The following is a 21,063-nucleotide window of genomic DNA, read 5'->3' as shown; positions in this document are numbered from 1 at the left end:
CCCGCCGCTCGTGCCGCGCTAGCCAGCGGCCGCCGTCGGCTTGTGGCGATACTCCCCGGTCTTCGTGTCGCCGAGGTGGATGTCGAGGAGTTGCGCGGAATCGATCCGCAACTGTCGAGCTTGCAAAACATAAACACCGCCTACGATCTCGCCGAGGCACGCTCCGGTGCGTCATTCGGGCCGTCGGTTGGAGATGCGCCTGAACGTGCCTGCGTGCGTGTTGTGGAGGTGGGTACGCGCCGTGCCCGCGGCATGCCTTCGGAGCGCCCCGTCACGATCTACATGAACGACGTCGAGGTAGCCACGGTGCAGGCCACTCCGAAAGACCTTGAAGAGATGGCGGCAGGGTTTCTCCTCGCCGAAGGACTCATTCAGGACCGGGATGCGCTTGCGGGCATCGATGTCGACGCCAAGCGTGGGCTTGTCTACCTGTCCACCGCCGAGGAAGTCCCTGATGACATGGTGTACAAGACGCGATATGTCACGAGCGGGTGCGGCAAGGGCGTGACCTTTTCGAGCGTGGGTCACGCGCGAAACCTGGCGAAGATCGACTCGGCCGCTTGCGTGTCGAGCGAGGAACTTTACGAGCTGATGGGCCGGATGGCGCACGAGGCCGCGGCGTACCGCGACACCGGCGGGATGCATGCGTGCGCGCTTGGCGTCGGCGGTCGTGTGCGGTACGTGCGCGAGGACGTCGGCCGGCATAACGCGCTTGACAAGCTGTTGGGCCGTGCGTGGCTCGATCGGGTTGAGGTCGCAGACGCCGTGTTGCTCACCACGGGCCGCATCTCGTATGAGATGGCGGTCAAGGCGGCAAAATCGCGGGTGCCGATCGTCGTGTCGCGAACCGCGGTGACCGACCTTGCCGCCGAAATCGCCATAGAGCTCGGCATTACGCTTGTCGGGTACGCCCGTGGCGGTAAACTTGTGGTCTACACGCATCCGCATCGCATATCCGCCGAGAAAAACGCGCAGACCGAAAGCGAGCGCGGCCGTGCGCTCGGCGAAGGAGAAGGGGTGAAGCCGTGACGGGTCCGATAAGCGTTGAGCAGGCACGGCAGCACGTGCTCTCGATGGTGCGGGTTCTCGACAGCGAGCGGATTTCGCTCTCCGAGTCGCTGGGCCGAGTGCTTGCCGAAGACGCTTTGAGCGATATCGATGTCGCGCCCTTTGACAACTCGGCGATGGACGGGTTTGCGGTGCGCGCTGCCGATCTTGCGCTTGCCTCATCCGAACAGCCCATGGCACTCGATGTCATCGCTGACATTCCCGCCGGCACCTGGTGGGACGGTCGGGTCGGGCCAGGGCAAGCCGCGCGGATCATGACAGGAGCCCCCGTTCCTTCAGGCGCTGACGCGGTTGTGATGGTCGAGCTTACCGAGAAGCTCTCAGGCGACGGCGGGGTTCATTCGAAAGTCGCGTTCTCGCATGCTCCTGAAGCCGGCGAGCACATACGCCGCCGCGGCGAGGAGGTCTCCTGCGGAGATGTCGTTGCCGCCGCCGGTGAGCGCATAGGCCCGGCCACCGTTGGGCTGCTCGCCGCGACAGGGCACGCGTCAATCGCGGTCATCCGCGCCCCGCGTGTGGCGGTTCTCTCGACAGGAGATGAGCTTGTCGAGATCGACCAGAAGCCCGGCCCCGGCAAGATTCGCAACTCCAACAGCTACTCACTTGCGGCGCAAGTTCAGGCCGCCGGTGGAATCGCGTTGCGCTACGGTATCGTTCCTGACGACCTTTCGGCCACTAGCGCCGCATTCGCGCAAGCCGCCGCCGAGGCTGACTACATCATCACTTCCGGCGGGGTGAGTGTCGGGGAGTTTGACTTCATAAAGCCTGCCCTTGAGAAGATAGGCCGCCTGGAGTTTCACCAGGTCGCAATGCGTCCTGGTGCGCCTCAGACGATGGGGAGCGTAAATGGCGTGCCTGTTTTCGGCCTTCCTGGAAATCCTACGAGTTCCTTTGTCGGATTCGAGATATTCGTGCGCCCCGCGCTTCGCAAAATGCAGGGGCTTGCCGAGCTGGATCGGCCAAAGGTCACCGCTACCCTGCTGCACGATGTGCGCAAAAAGCCCGGCAGACGTTATTACTTGCGTGGACGGCTTGCCGCCGCGCAAGACGGGGCCGGCCTTTCGGTAGAGCTTTCAGGGAGCCAGTCCTCGGCGTTACTTACCGCCGCGCACCGGGGTAACTGTTTTATCGTGCTTGAGCAAGGCGAAAGTTCGTTTCCCGCGGGCACTCAGGTCGAGTGTTTGCGGCTGGATGTTGAGGAAGGAGTTGCACTATGAGCGGTTCGCAAAAGGATGTTGACCCGCGTATCACCGGACAGGTGACGCCCGAGATGATCGAGGCCGTCAGGACAAAGGCGCGTGAAGGCCGGATCACCTGCCCTGTGTTGCGCAAGTTCGCCGAGGACACGGGTGTGCCCTACAAAGTCGCCGGAGCCGCGGCTGATGCCGCCGGCGTTCGCGTGAAAAGCTGCGATCTCGGATGCTTCTGACCCGCGTTCCGGTCATCTCGATCGTCGGCAAGAGTGATTCGGGCAAGACGAGCGTGTTAGAGCGCCTTGTTCGCGAGCTGGTTTGTCGTGGCTACAGGGTGGCGACGGTCAAGCACCATAAACACGAAGTCGATATCGACGTTCCGGGTAAGGACTCGTGGCGTCACGCCCGCGCCGGCGCCGCTGTCACCATGGTCTCCTCGCCATCGCAGTTCGCGGTAATCAGTCGTGTCGAGAGGGAGCGTTCACTTGCCGAGCTTATCGAGGCAGCCGGAGATGTCGACATCCTAATCACCGAAGGCTATCTTCGCTCAGGACCGGTTCGAATCGAGGTTTCGCGCCGCGCCCGCAGCACGGAAGCTGTTTTGCAGCCGGAGGAGCGTTTCGCGCTCGTGACGGATAATCCTGATTTGGACAGCGGCGAGTGCCCTCGCTTCGGGCTCGACGACGCCGGCGGTCTGGCCGATCTTGTGGAGACGCACTTTCTCGCCTCCACATCCCGAAGGGTGCGCCATGGGGATTGATTCGAGCGGCCGCATCATAGATTATCTGCGGATATCCCTTACCGACCGCTGTAACCTGCGGTGTGTTTACTGCATGCCGCCGCAGGGAGTGTCTTTCAAGGCCCGCGAGGAGATTCTTTCGTTCGAGGAGATCGAGCGTTTCGCCGCGATAGCGGTTGCCGAAGGCATAAACAAGATACGGCTCACAGGTGGCGAGCCACTGGTGAGGACAGGCGTGGTCGACCATGTACGACGGTTGCGCGAGATCACCGGGCTCGAGTCCATCGCCCTTACCACCAACGGCATATTGCTGCCAAAATTCGCGTCGGATCTTCGCAAGGCCGGGCTTTCGAGAGTCAACATCTCGATAGACTCGCTTGACCCAGAAACCTACAAGCGCATGACTCGCGGTGGCGAAGTGGCCGTCGCGCTCGCTGGAATCGACGCCGCGTTTGACGCCGGCTTTTCGCCGGTCAAGCTCAACGCCGTTGTGGTTCGCTCGCTGGAGCAAGACCTTCTCGGCTTTGCGCGAATGACGATAGAGCGCGCCTTGCACGTGCGCTTCATCGAATACATGCCCATTGGAGATGACGCGGAGGAGGGCGAGCCCGGCACCGCGGACGAGTGCGGGTTTCACTGGACCCGGGCGGATCATGTCAGCGCCGAGGAGATCCTGGCCACGCTCACCGATACCGCCGAAAAGGCCGGGTACGGCGCGCTTGAGCCGGTCGCCCGGGACGCCGCGCCCGGCGGCTGGGGCCCCGCGCGCTACTATCGCTTGCCGGAAAGTGAGGGTACCATCGGGGTGATAAGCCCGCTGTCGCATCATTTTTGCGGGGAGTGCAACCGCTTGCGTCTGACCGCTGACGGCAAGTTGCGCGGCTGCCTGTTCTCCGATGATGAGATTGACGTGCGGTTTGCCCTTCGTGGCGGAACAGACGAGGACGTTCGCGATCTTGTGCGCTCCGCGTTGAGCTTCAAACCCGAAAGTCATGGCAGCCGCATCGGCACCGCTCGGCGTATGTCGCAAATTGGAGGATAGAAGATGTTTGGTGACTCGGGGCTTACACACATCGATGATACCGGCGCGGCTAGAATGGTGGATGTCGCCGCCAAGACGGTGACGCGCAGGGTGGCTGTCGCGGGCGCTTTTCTCGAAATGAGTCCCGCCACGCTTGAGGCTGTGATAAGCGGGAACATCCCCAAAGGCGATGTTCTTGCCGCCGCTCGGATAGCCGGCATTATGGCTGCCAAGAAAGCGAGCGAACTGATACCGATGTGTCACCCGCTCTCACTGACCCACGCTTCGGTGACGCTCGAGCCGGTTACGGGGTCTCGCACCGGAATTTCCATTCGGGCTCAGGCGGCTACCGACGCAAAAACCGGCGTGGAGATGGAAGCGCTTACCGCGGCGGCTGTTGCCGGATTGACGCTATACGATATGTGCAAGTCGATAGAGAAAGGCATGGTGCTCTCCGACGTGATGTTGTTGTCCAAGGAGGGCGGCGTCTCGGGCCCATGGAATCGTGAGGAGGATCTCTGATGCTATCTGGGGTGGTCACCTCAATCAACATCTCCGATCGCAAGGGAATACGCAAGATGCCTGGAGTGACCGGTGAGCTGATCGTGGGGCTAGGTCTTGCGAAGGACGCGCATGCCGCCGATTGGCATCGGCAGATATCGCTGCTTGCGCAGGAGTCCATCGACAAGATGTCGGCCCTGGGACTCGATGTCGGCCCGGGTGACTTCGCCGAGAACATCACCACCGTCGGCCTGGATCTGATGAGCCTGCCTGTCGGCACGGAGCTCGGCATAGGCCAGACCGCGCGAGTAGAGATCACCCAGATAGGCAAGGAGTGTCACGATCGATGCGCCATCTACTATCAGGCAGGTGATTGCGTGATGCCAAAGGAGGGGGTTTTTGCGGCCGTAAAGGTGGGGGGAGAGATCAGGGTCGGCGACAGCATACGCGTGATCTCGCCCGCGGAGGAAATCGCGAAGGAAATCGGGTAGATGACGATGAGGCCGATACGGGTAGCGATATTGACGTGCTCGGACTCCCGCTCTGCCGGGAGCTTGGCCGATACGGCCGGACCGGCGCTCGCGGCCGAAGCCGAACGGCTGGGCCTTCAGGTCGTGGCTTACAGGATCGTTCCGGACGATCGGGGTGTAATCGCCGAGGCGATCGCCGAGATGGCCGATTCCGACCACGCCGATGTCGTATTGACTACGGGTGGTACGGGGCTTTCCGCGCGCGATCTCACTCCGGAGGCGACCTTGGACATCTGCGACCGGCAGGTTCCTGGAATCGCCGAGACCATACGGCGCCAGTCGATGGAGATCACCCGCAGGGCTATGCTATCCCGCGGGGTGGCGGCATTGCGCGGGTCTACGCTGGTAATCAATTTGCCGGGCAGCCAGAAAGGCGCTGTCGAGTCTTTTGGTTTTATCGCCGATCAACTCGAACACGCGCTGGAAATGATCGCAGGCGAGGGACACTAGGGGGAAGATGGAGTTGCGCTACTTCGATCACGCCGCATCCTCCTGGCCCAAGCCCGAAGCAGTAATCGAGGCCGTCAATTTCGCCATGCGTGAACTCGGCGGTAACCCAAACAGGGGAGCCCACGCGCTCTCTTTGCGTACTTCGCGGGCGGTGTTCGAGGCTAGGCGCTCTTGCGCAGAGCTTCTGGGGGTCGCCTCGGCGGAAAACCTGATCTTCGTCCCATCGTGCACCTATGGCTGCAACCTTGTTATGAAAGGCCTGCTAAAGCCAGGTGATCGAGTGGTCGTCGGCTCGATGGAGCACAACGCGGTCGTTCGCCCACTGGCCTCTTTGGCTAAATTTGGAGTAGAGGTCGAGGTTGTTCAAGCTGACTCCACTGGATTTGTGGATCCGGATGATGTGGAAAAGGCCGTGGCCGCGGCGCCGACGCGCGCGGTGGTTTGCCAGCATGCCTCAAACGTCACAGGTGTCATTCAGTCTGTGGGAGACCTTACCGACATCGCCCATGAGCATGGTGCGCTGATGATCGTCGATGGCTCTCAGGCGGGAGGACACCTTCACGTGGATCTGACGGCGCTTCGCGCGGACGCCTATTTGCTCTCCGGCCACAAGGGGCTTTTGGGTCCGCAGGGAATAGGGCTCATGTACCTTGGGCCGGCAACCGATCCGGATCCCCTGGTCGAGGGCGGTACGGGAGGGCTTTCCTCGGAAGACGAAGCTATGCCCGCTCAGCGTCCCGATCGATATGAGGCTGGCACGCTGAACACGCCGGGGATTCTTGGCCTGGGGGCGGGAGCACGCTTTCTGCTTGCCGAGGGCCAGGCATTGCGAAAGGTGGAGCTTGAGTTGACCTTTAGGCTTATCGAGGCGCTCGGCGCGATACCTGGAGTGCGAGTGCTGGGACCTGCTCCAGGCGTCGAGAGAGTACCGGTGGTCAGCGTGATCCACGAGGCCATTGACGCCGAGCGGATCGCGTTTAGGCTCGATCGCAAGGCGGATATCGCTTGTCGCCCGGGGCTACATTGCAGCCCATGGGCCCATCGCACCATCGGCACCTTTGAGACCGGAGCCTTGCGTTTTTCCATCGGCGTGGGTATCGGAGCCGAGGACGTTGATTATCTGGTGAAAAGCTTCGAGACAGCGCTGCGATGATCTTCGGTTCTGATCTGGCGTATTGACGGCATGCCATTGACTTGCCTATGCTACAGGGAACCGGCGCAAGTGTATGTGTGTATCACTGCAGGCCAGAGTTTTTGGCCGAGAGCGTTTACCGTCCACAGTGATTAAGGACGACGTAGATGAATGCAAGGGGTCAAGGGTTAAGGGTTTATGGCGGCATTAAACGGAGATCACGACCACGCTCTGTTATGTTCGTGCGCGCCGTTTTGGTTGCTGTTGTTCTTTCTGGGGCACAAATGGTTGCTGCCTCGACGGCTATCGCTGCGGCAAATCAGCAGGCGCAGCCTGTGGCCTCAGCCGTGCCCACGGTAACAATCGAGGGCTACGATGTCGACTTCACACTACCCACGGCGGCAAAGGCCGGGTGCATGGTCTGCCATGAAGATGAAGACCTCACCCGTGTAAGGGATGGCCGCGTCATCAGTTACTTTGTCGATCCGGACAGGTTCTCCCAGTCGGCGCATGGACTTATTCAATGTACCGGGTGTCATCTGGATTTCGCGTTCAGCGCCCCGCATGAGCAGCTTGGCACCGACTGGAGTAGCGTAGCGAAGTCTGCATGCGGGAACTGTCATCGGGAGCAAGCAATCGCGGTCGGAAGGGGGGCCCATCGCCTTGAGGTAACGCCGACCGCCGCGCCCGCCGAAGAGGCTGAGCCTCGTCCGTTGTGTGGTGATTGCCATGGCAGCCACGAGATCGAGTTTCTTACCGATGACCCTCAGGGTCGCGCCGCACTGCACGCCAGGGGCTGGGAGATTTGCGGACGCTGTCATCAGGATTATTGGGACTCTTACAATGACTACTATCACGGAGCCGCGTACAAGAGGGGAGCTACCGACGCTCCCGCATGCTGGGACTGTCACGGTTTCCATGAAATCCTACCCGCCGAAGACAGGAACTCGATGGTCAACGAGAGGCGGCTCGTGGAGACATGCGCGACTTGCCACCCGGACGCCAATGAGGCATACGTCGATTACGCGAGGTTTATCCATGGCCGCGAGGAGATATCCGAGCAGATATTTCTCTCCAGAATGATGCAATGGATGCGTGAGACTATCGGCGGATTGTTCGGCCGGTAAAAGCCAGGAGGTCTTCGGGTGAGAGTGCGCAGCTTGGCGATCAGCTTGCTGGCCGCGGGAATTTTTGCCGTGGCGCTCTTGGGGCTGCCCGCTACAGGCGACACTCTCGACAGTTCGGTCGTGAACATCTCCAGGCTACCCTCGAGTGTCGCAGATTGCGCGCCCTGTCATCTGGAGATCGACCGTACTGATGTCAAGGGACTCACCTTTTCTCACGTGGAGCATCCGCCCTCGGCGTGCGAGGCTTGCCATCTGCGCCCAGCGCACGAGGCGGACCTGACATACCGTCCAGTGATGCGCACCTGCTTCAGTTGCCACGGGATGTTCCATGGCCCGCAGGAGGTGTTGGCCTCAGGGGATTGCGAGACCTGCCATACCGCCGAACATACTTTTCGGCCGAGAAGCCACGTCGCCGCCTGGGAAGAAGAGCCACACGCCAGAGTCGCACAGCAGACGGGTGTCAACGATTGCATGATATGCCATGAAGCGGTCGCGGATTGCGATACTTGCCACTTGGAGCAGGCGCCCGATGTTGGTCCGATGCCCAGGATATACCTGCGCTATATTCCGATAGAGCCTCAGCAGCCCCCAGTATATGTGGACACTGCCCAGCCGGTATCGATCGGTCAGTGCGCATATTGCCATACGACCATAGCCGAGACCCGTGACGAGAGATTGATCTTCCCGCACGATCCCCACTTGCAACGTGATTTCGATTGCGCGGCATGCCATGAGGTTTTTCCGCATCAGGCGGATGCTACCGTGGTTCCCGACATGCTTTCGTGTTACCGGTGCCATAGCCTTGTGCACAGCGCGCAAGGCGAAGTGGCCACCGTGCAATGCGGCGCTTGTCATCCTCCCGCATTCGATCTCGTGCCAAAGGATCACACGCTGGAGTTCGTGACGGGAGAGCACACTCAACAAGCCACGGAGCAAATGAAGTCGTGTACGATGTGTCACACTTCGGCTTTTTGCGCCGAATGCCATGTCGGCGGCTTCGAGATGGCCGACGGTACCTTGAGCGAGCCGGTGGTACCTGAAGCGCACTTAGCCAGGGAGTGGATTCCAGAACACGGCGATGAGTTTCTCGGCCAGCGTGGAGCGTGTTCGGTGTGTCACACTAGTCGCTCGTGCACCGAGTGCCACTTGACCTCGATGCCCCATCCGCAGGGGTGGCTTTCGCTGCACGCCGCGAACGGCGCTCAGCTTGTAGATGATTGCAACGTATGCCACGCAGATCGCTCCTCCTGCCAGGAGTGTCACCACGCCGCTGTCGCTGATGTCGAGCTGTTGCCCGCCAACTGCGTTCAGTGCCACGAGGAGATGAAGACTGAGCCGGCGACAGATATTCGCAACCCGCGCCTCGCCGAGCACGCCGTGCATTTCAATGTTGCCGAGAGGGTCGGGCGGCCTTACGTTTGCGACGACTGCCACGTTGGGTTCGAAACGCGCCCAGGTCCAAGCCCGGCGGCACCAGCACAAGCCCATGACTTGCGGCTGTGTTACGAGTGTCACGGCAATCTGGGCATAGACAATATTTTGATTGCGCCATATCCGGGATCCGAGCTTTGCAGGCGGTGTCACGACGATTTGAGGTTGTGAAGCCAAAATGCTCAAACGATCTGGTATTGGCCGAAAGGAGAAGCACGGTAGTGGTTCAGCGTAAACATGGAGGTCATTGGATTAACTGGGCGATCAGGGCAACAGCCGGGGTGCTGGTTCTGTCCCTGATCGCTCTTGCCTACGTGATGATATCCACGGCTCTTCAGGATCGGGCCGCCACGCCCGCGGCCAGGGCTATAGCGAATCTGGAGCGGATTGTCCGCGAGAATCCCGAAAACGTGAATGCGCGATTGCGTCTCGCGGACGCGTTCATGGCCTCAGGAAGGTTCCGCGACGCCGCCGGGCAGTATCAGGAGGTCCTCTCGGCGGAGGAAGAAAACCCCCACGCGCTTTCCGGGATGGCTACCATCGCAATGGAGCAGGGCGAATGGCGCACGGCCGAAGGGTACTGGCGAAAGGTCATCGAAGTGCTCACCGACGGTCGCTTCGACGTTGTCGACCAGCGCCTCGAGAAAGCGTATCGGCACCTGGGCGCCACTTTGATGGAGGTGCGGGAGTACGAGGAAGCGATCTCCTACTTACGGGAGGCTCTTAGGATCCGCCGAGATGTCGCCGACACGTATTTTCTTCTCGGCATTGCGTATCGCGAGACGGACTCCTTAGTCAAGTACCGCGAGAATATTGAGTATGCGTTGCGCTTCGATCCCATGAGGCCGGACGCGAATTACGAGTACGGAAAGATACTTCTCGAGCAGGGAGACGAGGCCGGTGCCGCCGAGCGCTTTAGGGTAGCGGTGGAAAACGCTCCGCCGGAGCGCACCGAGCCTGCCGAGGCTCTCGCGCAATTCGGGAGCGCGGAGGAGCGGCTTGAGCGGTCGTCGGCCTTGGCGTCGACCGATGCCAGCGCCGCTCTGGTTGAGGCGCGGATCGCCGCGGCTGTCGACCCGGAAAGCGTCGACGCGGCCAGGGCTGTCGCGTCGCTCTACGAGACAGCGGGTGACAAACCGGCCGCTTTAGCTGCTTGGCAGCGTGTATTGGATCTGGCGCCCAGGGATACCGATGCCGCCGCAGCTGTTGAACGGCTCGGAGCGCCGGCTCCGTAGAAAAACAAGAGGTTGCAGGAACACCGATTCTATAAAGGAGAGCATCTGTGAGCGATTCCACGACGGAGGCGAATCGAAGGGATTGGCCTGAACCGGGAGGCGAGCCTTCGCTGACCCGCAAGATAGCGCTACTTGCAATGCTTTTGATTCTGATAGCAATCGTTCTTTTCGCGACCTATTACTACCTAGTTCACAGGCGGCTGCCGATACCACGAATAGGCATAACCGCCGAGGAACAGGTGGCTCCCCCGGAATACGTATTTTCGATTGCAGGACCCGCAGGACCCGATGCCCTGACGCGACCGGTTGGTGTGGCGGTTCTTGGCAACAGCGTTTATGTCACGGACACTGAAGCTCGAGTGATCAGGGTCTACTCGCTGAACGGAAATTACAGGTTCTCGTTTTCCGCGATAGCGGATGGAGACAACACAAGCCTGGGGAATCCTCAGCACATCTCGGCGGGGCCGGACGGCAACATATACGTTTCCGACAGGCGGCTGCGCTCGATCTATGTGTTCACAGCCGAAGGCCAATATCTTCGCGAAATATCATTGAATGGAGAGGAAGATCAGCTCTGGAGTCCGCTGGGCACCACATTTGACGAGCAAGGCAACTTATACGCAACTGATGTCGGCATAACCGACATGCACAGGGTGCTCGTTTTCGACGCACAAGGGGCAGAGGTCCGCCGATTTGGAAGAACCGGAACCGCCGAGCGAATGACGGATTTGCCAGGGAGCTTTTTCTTCCCGAATCATATTGCGGTCAGCGATGACGGCACTTTGTTTGTGAGCGACAGCAACAACAGGCGAGTCCAGGTCTTTGATGCCCAAGGCAACTTTGAGCGCATCATTCAGACGGCTGGAATACCAAGGGGTCTTGCCATCGACGAAGAGGGTCACCTGTACGTCGTGGACGCACTGGCGCATTCAGTAGACATATACACGCTTCAAGGTGAAAAGATCACAAGTTTTGGCGGGCGCGGAATCGGTCCTGGCCAGTTCGCTTTCCCGAATGCCATCGACCTGGATGCGACGGGGAGAATCTACGTTACCGACAGGGAGAATCACCAGGTTCAGGTGTGGGAGTGGGCGCAAGCCGATATAGTGATTCCGGCGCCCCCGGGAGTAGATTGGAGCAGAGCCTGGTGGCTGCTGCCACTTCTGCTGCTGCCGCTCCTATTGCTCTTGCGCCGCCGCAGGTTTGTTGTGAATGTCGACTTTATCGAGGCGCTTGCTTCGGCGGGCAAAATCGAAGTCATGCGGCGCGGTCGCATACGGTGGATCATAACAGCCCAACTTCATACGGCGCTTATCGGCAGGGTTATCGGTGGAGTGGATATCGCTCGCCTGGTAAAGAGAGCCGCTTACTCAGACTCTGATGCCGCTCATCTCGTCAAGACGCAAGGTATATCCTATGACGACGCGGCCCTGTTAGCACTGGCCAAGCGTACAAAGAGGCTCTGCACCGAAGACGCGCGGTTGACGGCTTGGGGCAGGAGGCTCGGGATCGAAGTGTTTGACGCCGAGGAGTACTCGAGGCGCTTCCTGAAAGGTGTTGACAAGGGCAGCAGAGGAGAGTAAGGTATTTAGGTGAGATTGTAACCATCGTTACAAGCATCCTTTTGCTTGTAACACCGGGCCCGGTAGCTCGGAATTTTTGCGGCATCGCTTAAGCAGTGTTTCCTTGGGTAAGGGAGAGATGAAGAATATGAAGACCGGTCACGCCATCAGCGAAGCGCTGAAGCCGTGGCCGGTCTTTGGCATTCGGATCGCCTCCCCAGAGCGATTGGAGGTGACGTAAGCCCTACACCAATTACTTTCTTCGGTTTAGACAATATTTCAGCGAGAAGGGTAGGTATTAAGATGACAAGTAACAAAACGAGGGAGGGATGACCGCATGAGTACTAATGGTGAAGGAAAAGTTCCCGAAAAGGGAATTAGCCGTCGAGATTTTCTGAAAACAGGTGCCTTTGCTGCGGCTGCTGCCGCCGCAGGAGCGGAAATAGCGGTCAATCCGTCAGCTGCGACCGCCGCTGCTGTGGCCGAAACCTACCACACCACATGCCCTTACTGTTCCGCGAGTTGCGGACAGCTGGTGGATGTTGACTCGGCAGGTAACGTTCTTGACGTTTATGGCGACTTCAAGTCACCAATGAATGCTGGCGGCCTGTGCTCCAAGGGCGCGGGATCCTATCAGCTGGTTACTAACCCTAGAAGGCTCGGGGCGTTCCCGGGTCCGCACCCCGAGAACCCCAAGTTCGCATACGACTCGGCGCCTGCTTATGCCAACGGAATCGCTTACAAGCGCACCGGTAATGCAGACTGGGACAAGATACCTCTGGATCAGGCGCTCAACGAGATTGCCCAGAGAATGGTCACGGCCAGAGGACCGGTAAACCCCGCAAACGGCCATAACAGCAAGAGCGTGGCGTTTTTCGGCTCCTCCCACCTGAACAACGAGCAGAACTATTCGTATCGACGTTTGATCGCTCAATTCGGAACTTCGAACGTCGAGCACCAAGCGCGACTTTGACACTCCTCCACGGTGGCCGGTCTGGCCGCCGCATACGGACGAGGTGCGATGTCGAACACTTGGAACGACATCGGCAATGCGTCGCTTATCGTTGTAATGGGCGGGAATCCCGCTGAAAACCACCCCATGTCCATGGCCCATATCGAGAGGGCTCGATCCAGGGGCGGCAAGCTTGTGGTCATTGATCCTCGAAAGACAAGGACAGCGACTCAGGCAGATAGGTTCATAAGGATACGACCAGGCACGGATATCGCCTTTGTCAATGCGGTGTCGCTTGGGGTTATCCTCAAACTAGAGGCTCGGCCGGCAACCGATCCGGTTAGGGTCAAGTTCTTCGAATACCTGAACTGGTCGGCGCCTGCCAATTGGGGGCCTGCCGGCGCAGGGATGTTCTTCACAGATGGCGATGCCACCTCGGCCAGCACGCCTTCGGCGGTTCCGGGATGTTCCCGTCACACTGACGCGCGCTTCATATTGCGCGCCGATGGAACCGATTATGATCGGGAACCGATCGTTGCCGCGACCGGCCTTCCTGTGACAGGCACCGAGCCCGCTAACACGGTGATCTCCAACTTTCCGAGGCGGGCGAGCAACGTGCTTGCCGATCCCAATACGGTTTACAACCGGCTGAAAGCCCATCTGTCGCCCTACACTCCCGAAGTAGTTGCGGATATCTGTGGATGTACTACAGATGACATCGCGTATGTTATCGATGCGTACATCGAAAACAGTCGACACTCCTCTCCGGGTGGGTTTGGACCGGGCTCACAGGATCCTAGGGTTTCCGGATACAAGGCAACGACGATGCTTTACGCGATGGGCCTGACCCAGCACACCAAGGGTGCGCAGAACGTAAGGGCGTTTTCCGTCCTGCAGTCCTTGATGGGCAACATGGGGCGGGCAGGCGGCGGCATCAACGCCCTTCGTGGCATCCATAATGTCCAGGGCTCCACAGATAACGGTAATCTGTTCAACCTGATTCCGTTTTACTCCGGAAATCCCACAGTTATGTCTACCGCGGATCCCAATGCGTTCGGCAAGTACATGGACGGAGGTCTTTGGGGTGTACCGGTAAATGGCACAGGCGTCAGAACCAACATGAACGGTTCGTATGATGACGCTTACAACACTGCCGCACTCAGCCTTCAGCAGCGCGGATTTCTTAACATGACGTACAACTTCTTCGGCGACAGAGCTTGGATGACGACGCCGATTGCCAATCGGACGTTGACCAACGCGCTTTACGACCTGTGGCCAAAGACAAACGGTGACAATCACATAGTGATGTTCCAGAAAGCCGCTGCCAGTCAGATCACGGCGATGATGGTTTGGGGCATGAATCTGGCGGTCACCGAGGCTAATCTCAAAAACATCCGTGATGGCTTCTACCAGCTTGATACCCTGGTCGTCGTAGACCTGCTTGAAAACGAGACTGCCGCGACACCGCGTAAGCCCGACGGGGTCACATACCTGATTCCCGCCTGCGCCTACACGGAAGAGGCGGGCAGCTCGGCGAACTCGGGCCGGATACTTCAGTGGCGCGAGAGGGCTACGAAACCTAAGGGCAACAGCAGATCTGACATGGAGCTGTTGATCCGCCTCGCGCACGCTTTCGAAGGAGCGGGTGCCTTCTCTCACATCACAGATGTGTGGACCGCTCAGGGCAGATCATTTACCAGTGCGTTTCAGACACTCTATGGTGACCGCTACGGATGGACTCCGGGCGCAGGTGTCGATTTCGAAGCCGTAAGCGGCACCGCCGAGATATGGAGAGGCGCGGACACCTCGCCGAGCACCGGTCTTGTCTACGGTTCCGAGTGGATCACCGAGCAAATCTTCCGGGAGATGTGCACGCCGGCTGTAGGTACCGCATGGTTGTATACCGGCGCGTACCACACAGATCGCACGACCAATCGTCATGTTGGTCAGGGCAACTGGCCGGTTGATAACCGCGCGAAGAGCCGCTCGCTGGTCGATCCCAATGGAACACTCGCCTTTCCTGCCTGGGGTTACGCATGGCTGGTAAACAGACGGGTTCTTTACAACAACGGTGAGGTGCCAGGGGACGTCATTGACTGGTTCATGGGGCCCGATTCGGTACAGCGAATCTTTGTCACCGCGACGCCGCGCTCTGGCAGGGACCTCAACTACTCCCGTTGGTTTAGGTACTATCATCGCCTGTCGGACAGACCTGATCTTGCGATCGCAGGTCAGCCTTATACAGACACGGCAAGCCCTCATTTCCAGGGCGGAGTGGCTCTGTCTGGAAGATTCCCGGGTCATACAGAACCCTACGAGTCTCCTCGGCCGGATCTGCTGGCAGCATGGGGTCGCAATACGCGCAGTACTGCGCAGTGGGATCTTGTGCGCGCGGACACCCCCCTTGCGGGTAGAGGAGGAGTCGATCCAGCCGATTATCCGTTGGTCCTGACTACGATGCGTTCAGTCGAGCACTTCCAAGGCGGCCCGATGACCCGTAACAACTCGTTCAATGTTGAGCTTGAGCCGGATCCTTGGGTCGAGATCAACTCTCTGGATGCTGCCAAGTATGGCATCAAGGAGGGAGACTGGGTCAACATCATCACCCCGAGGAGCAACTCGACAACGGACCAGGCAGCTGCAACCCCCGGTAGTACCTTTGCGCGAGGATTTCGCGCGAAAGTGGGCGTCGGCCTTCAGAACAACCAGAGGGTTGGACAAGGGGTCGTTGCGATTCCGTTCCACTGGGGCAACAAGGGCCTGTCCGTGGGCTCCAGAGCGAACGACCTGTGTATCGACGCGTTTGACGCAAACACTATCATTCCTGAGTACAAAGCTTGTCTTTGCAGGATTGAGAGAGCCTAAAGGAGGTGATGAGCGGTGGCTAATGTAATGTCTGTGTTCCAAGATGTCGATAAGTGTATGCGTTGCAACGGCTGCACTGTCGGGTGTAAACGTACATGGAAGATGATGGCGCTGAACCCCGGAGTGCATAGGGTGGCTCCCGATCAAAGGATAGTCATCAATTCCCAAAGACGGCTCGATATGGGGCCCTTCATAAGGTTCAGTTGCTGGCACTGCCCCGATCCTCCCTGCGTGAAGAGGTGCCCCTTTGTCGCGCTGGTCAAGCAACCTAACGGAGCGGTCTCAATCGATCCGGTGAAGTGCAGGCCTGGGGCGACGAATGCTGCGGGTGTACGATGCACTCGTCAGTGCGTGGTTGACTGTCCGCATGGCGGCTATCCAAGAGTGGGCATCGGTAGTGATCTGTTCCCGGGAGCCCCAAAGGCTTGGAAGTGCACGCTTTGTCACGGCAGGGCGGGCTCTTCGGCGCAGCTGATTTCCACCTACGGGAATCCTCTGCCGGCGAATAACAATCACACCCACCTGAGCTCTCCACCCGCGCCGGAAACCGCACATGAGCCGACCTGCGTGTACACCTGTCCTGCGAAAGCCATGCTCTGGGACACGAGGGCGAACATACGCCAGTGGATTCGCACCGGCGGCTATCTGTCCTTCCAGGGAAATGGTAGCGTTATGTGGGCTAGCAAGAAGTATGTTTTAGCCGCACCCAGAGCCAACCCATTGGATCAGGGACAGGTTGGTTCCCTGATGTCAAGCGTGCTGGCAAGCTCTGTGGCACAAGCAACGGCCATTCCGACGCTTATCGCCGGAGGAGTGTTTGCTGCGATTGCCCGCAGGATCAAATTGGCTGAAGAGGCCACGGATAAGGAGGAAGGGGTGAGCAATAAATGCGCAGGATAAACATTGCTGTTCTTGTTGTGTTCGCAGTGGTGCTCTCGTTTGCGTTCACCCCAGGCGTTGCCATGGGCAATTTCGGCCCTCACGGCGGCTATTCGATGGACACGGACTCATGCGCCGGATGCCATCGTGCGCATACCGCCGCAAGCAGCATCACATGGACCAGAACCGACGGCACACAGGGCAGCGCGTTACTGATGTCCACCGCCAACGAGGTGTATCAGTTCTGCTACACCTGCCACGATGCGGTTGGGCTCGGAGCTGACACCAATGTCGAGGAGGGTATCTACGAGGGCACACTCCCAGGAAACACTATGGGTGGACGCCTTAACGCTGGAGGTTTTGACGCCGCGATCTTTCCGACGTCGCATATGTACACGGGAGCTTCCTGGTTCGCCTATGGAGGCTCGACCGATGCCGATTTGCTCGGCGGCTTGAGCGACGGAGAGCCCCAGATAGTGATGAGCTGTACCTCCTGCCATGATGTGCACGGAAGCTCCAACTACCGGCTCCTTAAAGATGTCGTCAACGGTCGTGTTGTAGGTGGCTACGATGATACCGCTCCAGGATTTAGTGCCGAGAACCCCATGCCAACGCCATGGGTGGTTTCGGCTGAGCCTGGATATCCTGCGATGGGCTGGCTCCTCCATGAGCCGGGCGCCTCACAGATGGCGAACTACCAGCCTAGCTACACACGCCCGTTGCACGCGAAGCCTCCCGCCAATGATCCCGATAGAGGGATCAGTGGATGGTGCGCCGCGTGCCATGTGCAGTACACGCAACCTGTTGGAGCGGTGTTTGACACAAGCTTGACCCCGGGCGAGGGAGGCGCAGAGACGCTGATTGCTGATGCCCTGAGGGGCTATAACTCAAATGATGGCTTTGGTTATGCGGTCAGACATCGGCATCCTATAAATGTCGATTTGGCCGGATACCTTGGGCCGAGACCGATAAATGTCAACGCTCCAGGGTTGGCGCTGTCGCACGATCCTGCCAATGCCGCCACTAACGAGGCTACGGACTGGATGAGCTGTCTTACGTGTCACGTGGCCCATGGGTCCTCGGCGGTTATGACCGGCTTTGCGAACGTGGCCGACTCACGGGATCCGCAGCCGAACAGCGGCACAGGCGGTGTTCCTCCCAGCGGCGGCAACTCGTTGTTGCGTCTTGATAACCGAGGTGTTTGCCAGTCGTGCCATAACAAGTAAGTAAAGGATTTATATAAAAGGCAAGAAAGAGTTCGATTCTTTTCGAGGGGCCGGGGAGTATTCACCCGGCCCCTTGGCAAGGCTCCCGTGACGTAACTCAGGACGCGAACTGATCGAAAGGAGGCATGGATGAAGCGCGGCACACTGCTTCTGCTTGCCTTGATGTTCGCATTCTCGGTACTGAATCTTGCAGGTTGCAGGGATCAGCCGACTGTCACTGTCTTGAGCGGTGAGATCGTATTGTGCACCGAAGGCGAGATCCTCTCGGACACCACCGTGGAAAAAGAGGTGCCTGCCGATGAGGTCGAGCAGTACAAGGTAACCACTCGCGTCGAGACCTGCGATCTTCACCGGAAACTTTTCGCTTTGTATGACGAGGCCCAGAAGTCGATTAGGGCTGGTGATCTTGAGGGCGCGAGGAAAAAGCTGGCGGAAATCGTCGCCTTGGACCCGAACTATCGTAGAGCCCCCCAGCAGTTGGCTGACGTTGAAGCAGGCAATACTCCCCAGGCGGATACAGCCGTAAGGCCAGGAGGCTCTCCGGGCAGGACACCTGCTACGCCACCGCCGGTTGCGGCGCCGGATGCGACGCCTCCGGCGACACAGGAGCCTGGAGAGGATGCGAACGCGCCCGGGCAGACCGGTTTTCTCGGCGGGCTTGTTCCCTATGTTCCGGACACTTTGCCGGGATTCAATGGGCAACAACTCCTCGTGGACGCTTTCGTGCTCACTCGTCACTATATGCCGACCTCCCAGGACTCGTTTCGGGCGTTGGTCATAGTGGTGGAGAAGTTCTACGATTCGGCCTCGGCGCGAAAAAGAATGGAAACCTCGATGAGATCCAGCTATCCGACGGGCGGCGAACTTTTCAGAGTCGAAGGCGATCCTGCGTATTTTGGCGCGAACGGATCGCATGCGATCGTCTCTTTCGTTCAGGGAGACCTGCTTATCACGCTTGAAGGTACGAGTGTGACTGCCGATGGGACCGCCCTCAAGTCGCAACTGATCTCGCTTGCCGAGGCCGTTTCCCCGTGAGCTGTTTGCCGATGAAAGCCGCCACCGCTGGAGAAGAGCATTGATGCCAGGACTCACTCATAACTTCAGGAGATATTTAGCGACACCATTGCTTGTGCTGGCGATTGTTTTCGCCGCTTGCGTATTTGCGACGCCACCGGATTATGCCCGCGCGGTATGGACGGTGGATTCCGGTACAGTAGATGCCAAACTGAACACCGTGACGTTCGTGGATCCCACGACAGGGTTTGCGGCGGGCGAATCGGGCACGATATTGAAAACGGTCGATGGCGGCTTGAGCTGGCGATTGGTTCATCAAGCCCCAGACCATAACATTACCGGCATAGGATTTCGTGATGCGTCTGCGGGCTGGGCGGTGACTTTCGCCGGCGCGGTTTTTGCGACGACCAATTCCGGCGAATCCTGGAACCCGGTTTCGACCGATCTGGCCGGCGGGTTTTATGTGGCGGAAACGATATATGACCTCGCGGTAGCCGGGACATCGACAATCATGGCCGTTGGAGGAGCGCAAGAAATACAGCCGGCGGTTTGGGAAAGCCGAAACGGCCATGGCGATTGGGGGCCGGCCGTGTTGCTGGCTGGCTCTTACGATCCACCACCGGACGCTGATCCGTTTCCGAAAGATGGGCTTGGAGTCTTTTACGGTATCGATGCTGTCACTCCGAGCCGGGTGTGGGCCGTTGGTATCGATTTCCTGCGGGAACCTCACAGGGCTGTGGTTTGGCGGTTTGATGGCGGGAACTGGTCCGAACAAAGTTTCGCGGGAGGATCCCTGCCCTTCTACGACTTGTCTTTTAGTGATGAGAGCCGCGGAGTCGCCGTCGGTGCTCAGGGCAGGATTCGGCGTACTGTAGACGGAGGTGCCACATGGGAGCCGTCCGGGTCGGGGACCTTCTCGGACCTCAGGGCAGTCTCTATCGTCCGTGGTGGTACGAGCGGCTTTGCAGTGGGATCCGGCGGGGTCATTCTAAGGACGCCGGACGCCGGGCTGAGCTGGACGACGACACAGCCTTTGCTTGCTCATGTGAACTTCGAAGATGTATACGCGATCGACAGTAATACCGCTGTGGCGGTTGGAAATAGCGGTCATATTTTTCGGACAAGTGACGGGGGATTGACCTGGAGCGCCCCACCTGCGCCGCAGCCGCCTTTGCCTCTAAGAGTGTCTGGGCGAGACCGTTTTCTGACAGCAATAGAGGCGGCGAAGGTGACTTTTGGTTCATCCGAGATGAACCCGGGGCCCGACGGGCGAAGGACGGTGATCATCGCATCCGGCAGGAACTGGCCCGATGCGCTCGCGGCCTCCGGGCTGGCCGGCGCGCTGGACGCGCCGCTTTTGCTCACCGAACCGGCTTCTTTGCCGGTAGAGGTCGCTACGTATATCGGGCAGCTTAAAGCTGACAGGGCGATCATCGTAGGGGGTTCGGGCGCGGTTTCCGATAGCGTGAGAGATACGCTAATAAGACTGCTAGGATGGGATAATGTCCGGCGCTTGGGTGGGGTGAATCGATATGAGACTACGCATCAGATCGCCTCGGCAACGGTTTCGCCCCCACGGAGTACGCCTTGGGATGGCACTGCATTCGTCGCGACGGGACTAAACTTCCCTGACGCGCTTGCCGCGGCGCCTCTGGCGGCGGCGCGGGGAGTTCCGATATACCTGGCCCCAAACACCGGAATTTCCTCGACCACGATTTTAGAGATGAAAAAAGCCGGTGTGCGCAGAGTCTATCTTCTCGGAGGAACAGGCGTCGTGAGCGGAGTGACCGAATCGCGAATCAATGGCGCGAACATTGAGGTCGCAGGTCGCTTGGGGGGAGATGATCGGTTTGCCACAGCTCGAGCAATAGCGGAGCACTCTTTGGGTGAGGGACTTTCCATCTCTAGAGTGGCGCTAGCGACTGGCCGTGATTTTCCGGACGCGCTCGCAGGTGGTGTCCTGCAGGGTCATACGGGATCGGTGTTGCTTCTGACCGAAAGCTCCGTACTGCACGAAGATGCCCGCACAGTGCTTCACCGCAATGTCGGCAAAATCAAAGAGATCCGGCTTATAGGAGGAGAAATGGTTCTTACAGAACATGTTCGCGAGCAGGCTGTCAGTGCCGCCTCGCCGTGAT

19 protein-coding genes are annotated in these 21,063 nt (G+C 59.2%); all 19 read left to right on the top strand.

The annotated features are described in order from the left end of the window. On the top strand, positions 1–1,029 hold a 1,029-nt coding region (gene fdhD, locus KGZ89_08985), incomplete at its 5' end, for a formate dehydrogenase accessory sulfurtransferase FdhD (GenBank protein ID MBS3974985.1). Then, positions 1,026–2,285: a molybdopterin molybdotransferase MoeA gene (locus KGZ89_08980; GenBank protein ID MBS3974984.1), complete on the top strand. Its 1,260-nt coding sequence runs from the start codon at positions 1,026–1,028 to the stop codon at positions 2,283–2,285. The genes fdhD and KGZ89_08980, both read left to right, overlap by 4 nt. After that, positions 2,282–2,497 (top strand): hypothetical protein, encoded by a 216-nt coding sequence (locus KGZ89_08975; GenBank protein ID MBS3974983.1) that lies wholly within the window; start codon positions 2,282–2,284, stop codon positions 2,495–2,497. Before KGZ89_08980 ends, KGZ89_08975 begins: the two co-directional genes overlap by 4 nt. Continuing rightward, positions 2,488–3,021, top strand: a complete 534-nt coding sequence (mobB, locus tag KGZ89_08970) for a molybdopterin-guanine dinucleotide biosynthesis protein B (protein ID MBS3974982.1) — start codon at positions 2,488–2,490, stop codon at positions 3,019–3,021. The genes KGZ89_08975 and mobB overlap by 10 nt, the downstream gene beginning before the upstream one ends. Then, a complete protein-coding gene (gene moaA, locus KGZ89_08965; GenBank protein MBS3974981.1) occupies positions 3,011–4,042 on the top strand; it encodes a GTP 3',8-cyclase MoaA in 1,032 nt (343 codons plus the stop codon). Before mobB ends, moaA begins: the two co-directional genes overlap by 11 nt. A gap of 3 nt (positions 4,043–4,045) precedes the next feature. Then, on the top strand, positions 4,046–4,543 hold the full coding sequence (moaC, locus tag KGZ89_08960) for a cyclic pyranopterin monophosphate synthase MoaC (protein ID MBS3974980.1): 498 nt from the start codon (positions 4,046–4,048) through the stop codon (positions 4,541–4,543). Next, positions 4,543–5,013 carry an MOSC domain-containing protein gene (locus KGZ89_08955; protein MBS3974979.1) on the top strand — a complete coding sequence of 157 codons (471 nt, stop codon included), beginning with the start codon at positions 4,543–4,545 and terminating at the stop codon, positions 5,011–5,013. The genes moaC and KGZ89_08955 overlap by 1 nt, the downstream gene beginning before the upstream one ends. A 6-nt stretch (positions 5,014–5,019) precedes the next feature. Continuing rightward, entirely contained in the window at positions 5,020–5,502 is a 483-nt protein-coding gene (locus tag KGZ89_08950; GenBank protein MBS3974978.1) for a MogA/MoaB family molybdenum cofactor biosynthesis protein, read from the top strand. A 7-nt stretch (positions 5,503–5,509) separates the two neighbouring features. After that, positions 5,510–6,655, top strand: a complete 1,146-nt coding sequence (locus KGZ89_08945) for an aminotransferase class V-fold PLP-dependent enzyme (GenBank protein MBS3974977.1) — start codon at positions 5,510–5,512, stop codon at positions 6,653–6,655. Between the two features lie 263 nt (positions 6,656–6,918). After that, positions 6,919–7,761 carry a hypothetical protein gene (locus KGZ89_08940; GenBank protein MBS3974976.1) on the top strand — a complete coding sequence of 281 codons (843 nt, stop codon included), beginning with the start codon at positions 6,919–6,921 and terminating at the stop codon, positions 7,759–7,761. A gap of 18 nt (positions 7,762–7,779) precedes the next feature. Further along, positions 7,780–9,363, top strand: coding sequence for a cytochrome c3 family protein (locus tag KGZ89_08935; GenBank protein MBS3974975.1), 1,584 nt, complete (start codon positions 7,780–7,782; stop codon positions 9,361–9,363). A 50-nt stretch (positions 9,364–9,413) separates the two neighbouring features. Then, positions 9,414–10,427 (top strand): tetratricopeptide repeat protein, encoded by a 1,014-nt coding sequence (locus KGZ89_08930; protein ID MBS3974974.1) that lies wholly within the window; start codon positions 9,414–9,416, stop codon positions 10,425–10,427. 47 nt (positions 10,428–10,474) lie between these two features. Beyond that, positions 10,475–12,010, top strand: coding sequence for an SMP-30/gluconolactonase/LRE family protein (locus tag KGZ89_08925; protein ID MBS3974973.1), 1,536 nt, complete (start codon positions 10,475–10,477; stop codon positions 12,008–12,010). A gap of 316 nt (positions 12,011–12,326) precedes the next feature. Beyond that, a complete protein-coding gene (locus KGZ89_08920; GenBank protein ID MBS3974972.1) occupies positions 12,327–12,962 on the top strand; it encodes a twin-arginine translocation signal domain-containing protein in 636 nt (211 codons plus the stop codon). Between the two features lie 48 nt (positions 12,963–13,010). After that, positions 13,011–15,806, top strand: coding sequence for a molybdopterin-dependent oxidoreductase (locus tag KGZ89_08915; protein ID MBS3974971.1), 2,796 nt, complete (start codon positions 13,011–13,013; stop codon positions 15,804–15,806). 15 nt (positions 15,807–15,821) lie between these two features. After that, complete coding sequence (locus KGZ89_08910) at positions 15,822–16,706, top strand: hypothetical protein (GenBank protein ID MBS3974970.1); 885 nt, start codon at positions 15,822–15,824, stop codon at positions 16,704–16,706. Then, positions 16,694–17,911 (top strand): hypothetical protein, encoded by a 1,218-nt coding sequence (locus KGZ89_08905; protein MBS3974969.1) that lies wholly within the window; start codon positions 16,694–16,696, stop codon positions 17,909–17,911. The genes KGZ89_08910 and KGZ89_08905 overlap by 13 nt, the downstream gene beginning before the upstream one ends. Positions 17,912–18,040: 129 nt before the next feature. After that, positions 18,041–18,946 (top strand): hypothetical protein, encoded by a 906-nt coding sequence (locus KGZ89_08900; GenBank protein MBS3974968.1) that lies wholly within the window; start codon positions 18,041–18,043, stop codon positions 18,944–18,946. Between the two features lie 43 nt (positions 18,947–18,989). Beyond that, a complete protein-coding gene (locus tag KGZ89_08895; GenBank protein MBS3974967.1) occupies positions 18,990–21,062 on the top strand; it encodes a cell wall-binding repeat-containing protein in 2,073 nt (690 codons plus the stop codon). The last annotated feature ends 1 nt before the right edge of the window (position 21,063 follow it).

The sequence above is a fragment of the Actinomycetota bacterium genome (assembly GCA_018334075.1).
Lineage (GTDB): Bacteria > Actinomycetota > Coriobacteriia > Anaerosomatales > UBA912 > JAGXSC01.
The sequence above is the reverse complement of the archived record's forward strand: the minus strand, read 5'-3'. Positions and strand labels throughout refer to the sequence as shown.

What these genes read in the sequence shown, in the direction of transcription:
- moaC (MBS3974980.1), top strand. Translation starts at nt 4,046, where the DNA reads ATGTTTGGTGACTCGGGGCTTACACACATCGATGATACCGGCGCGGCT.
- KGZ89_08945 (MBS3974977.1), top strand. Translation starts at nt 5,510, where the DNA reads ATGGAGTTGCGCTACTTCGATCACGCCGCATCCTCCTGGCCCAAGCCC.
- KGZ89_08895 (MBS3974967.1), top strand. Translation starts at nt 18,990, where the DNA reads ATGCCAGGACTCACTCATAACTTCAGGAGATATTTAGCGACACCATTG.
- KGZ89_08905 (MBS3974969.1), top strand. Translation starts at nt 16,694, where the DNA reads ATGCGCAGGATAAACATTGCTGTTCTTGTTGTGTTCGCAGTGGTGCTC.
- KGZ89_08900 (MBS3974968.1), top strand. Translation starts at nt 18,041, where the DNA reads ATGAAGCGCGGCACACTGCTTCTGCTTGCCTTGATGTTCGCATTCTCG.
- KGZ89_08975 (MBS3974983.1), top strand. Translation starts at nt 2,282, where the DNA reads ATGAGCGGTTCGCAAAAGGATGTTGACCCGCGTATCACCGGACAGGTG.
- moaA (MBS3974981.1), top strand. Translation starts at nt 3,011, where the DNA reads ATGGGGATTGATTCGAGCGGCCGCATCATAGATTATCTGCGGATATCC.
- KGZ89_08915 (MBS3974971.1), top strand. Translation starts at nt 13,011, where the DNA reads ATGTCGAACACTTGGAACGACATCGGCAATGCGTCGCTTATCGTTGTA.
- KGZ89_08920 (MBS3974972.1), top strand. Translation starts at nt 12,327, where the DNA reads ATGAGTACTAATGGTGAAGGAAAAGTTCCCGAAAAGGGAATTAGCCGT.
- mobB (MBS3974982.1), top strand. Translation starts at nt 2,488, where the DNA reads ATGCTTCTGACCCGCGTTCCGGTCATCTCGATCGTCGGCAAGAGTGAT.
- KGZ89_08940 (MBS3974976.1), top strand. Translation starts at nt 6,919, where the DNA reads ATGGTTGCTGCCTCGACGGCTATCGCTGCGGCAAATCAGCAGGCGCAG.
- KGZ89_08955 (MBS3974979.1), top strand. Translation starts at nt 4,543, where the DNA reads ATGCTATCTGGGGTGGTCACCTCAATCAACATCTCCGATCGCAAGGGA.
- KGZ89_08950 (MBS3974978.1), top strand. Translation starts at nt 5,020, where the DNA reads ATGAGGCCGATACGGGTAGCGATATTGACGTGCTCGGACTCCCGCTCT.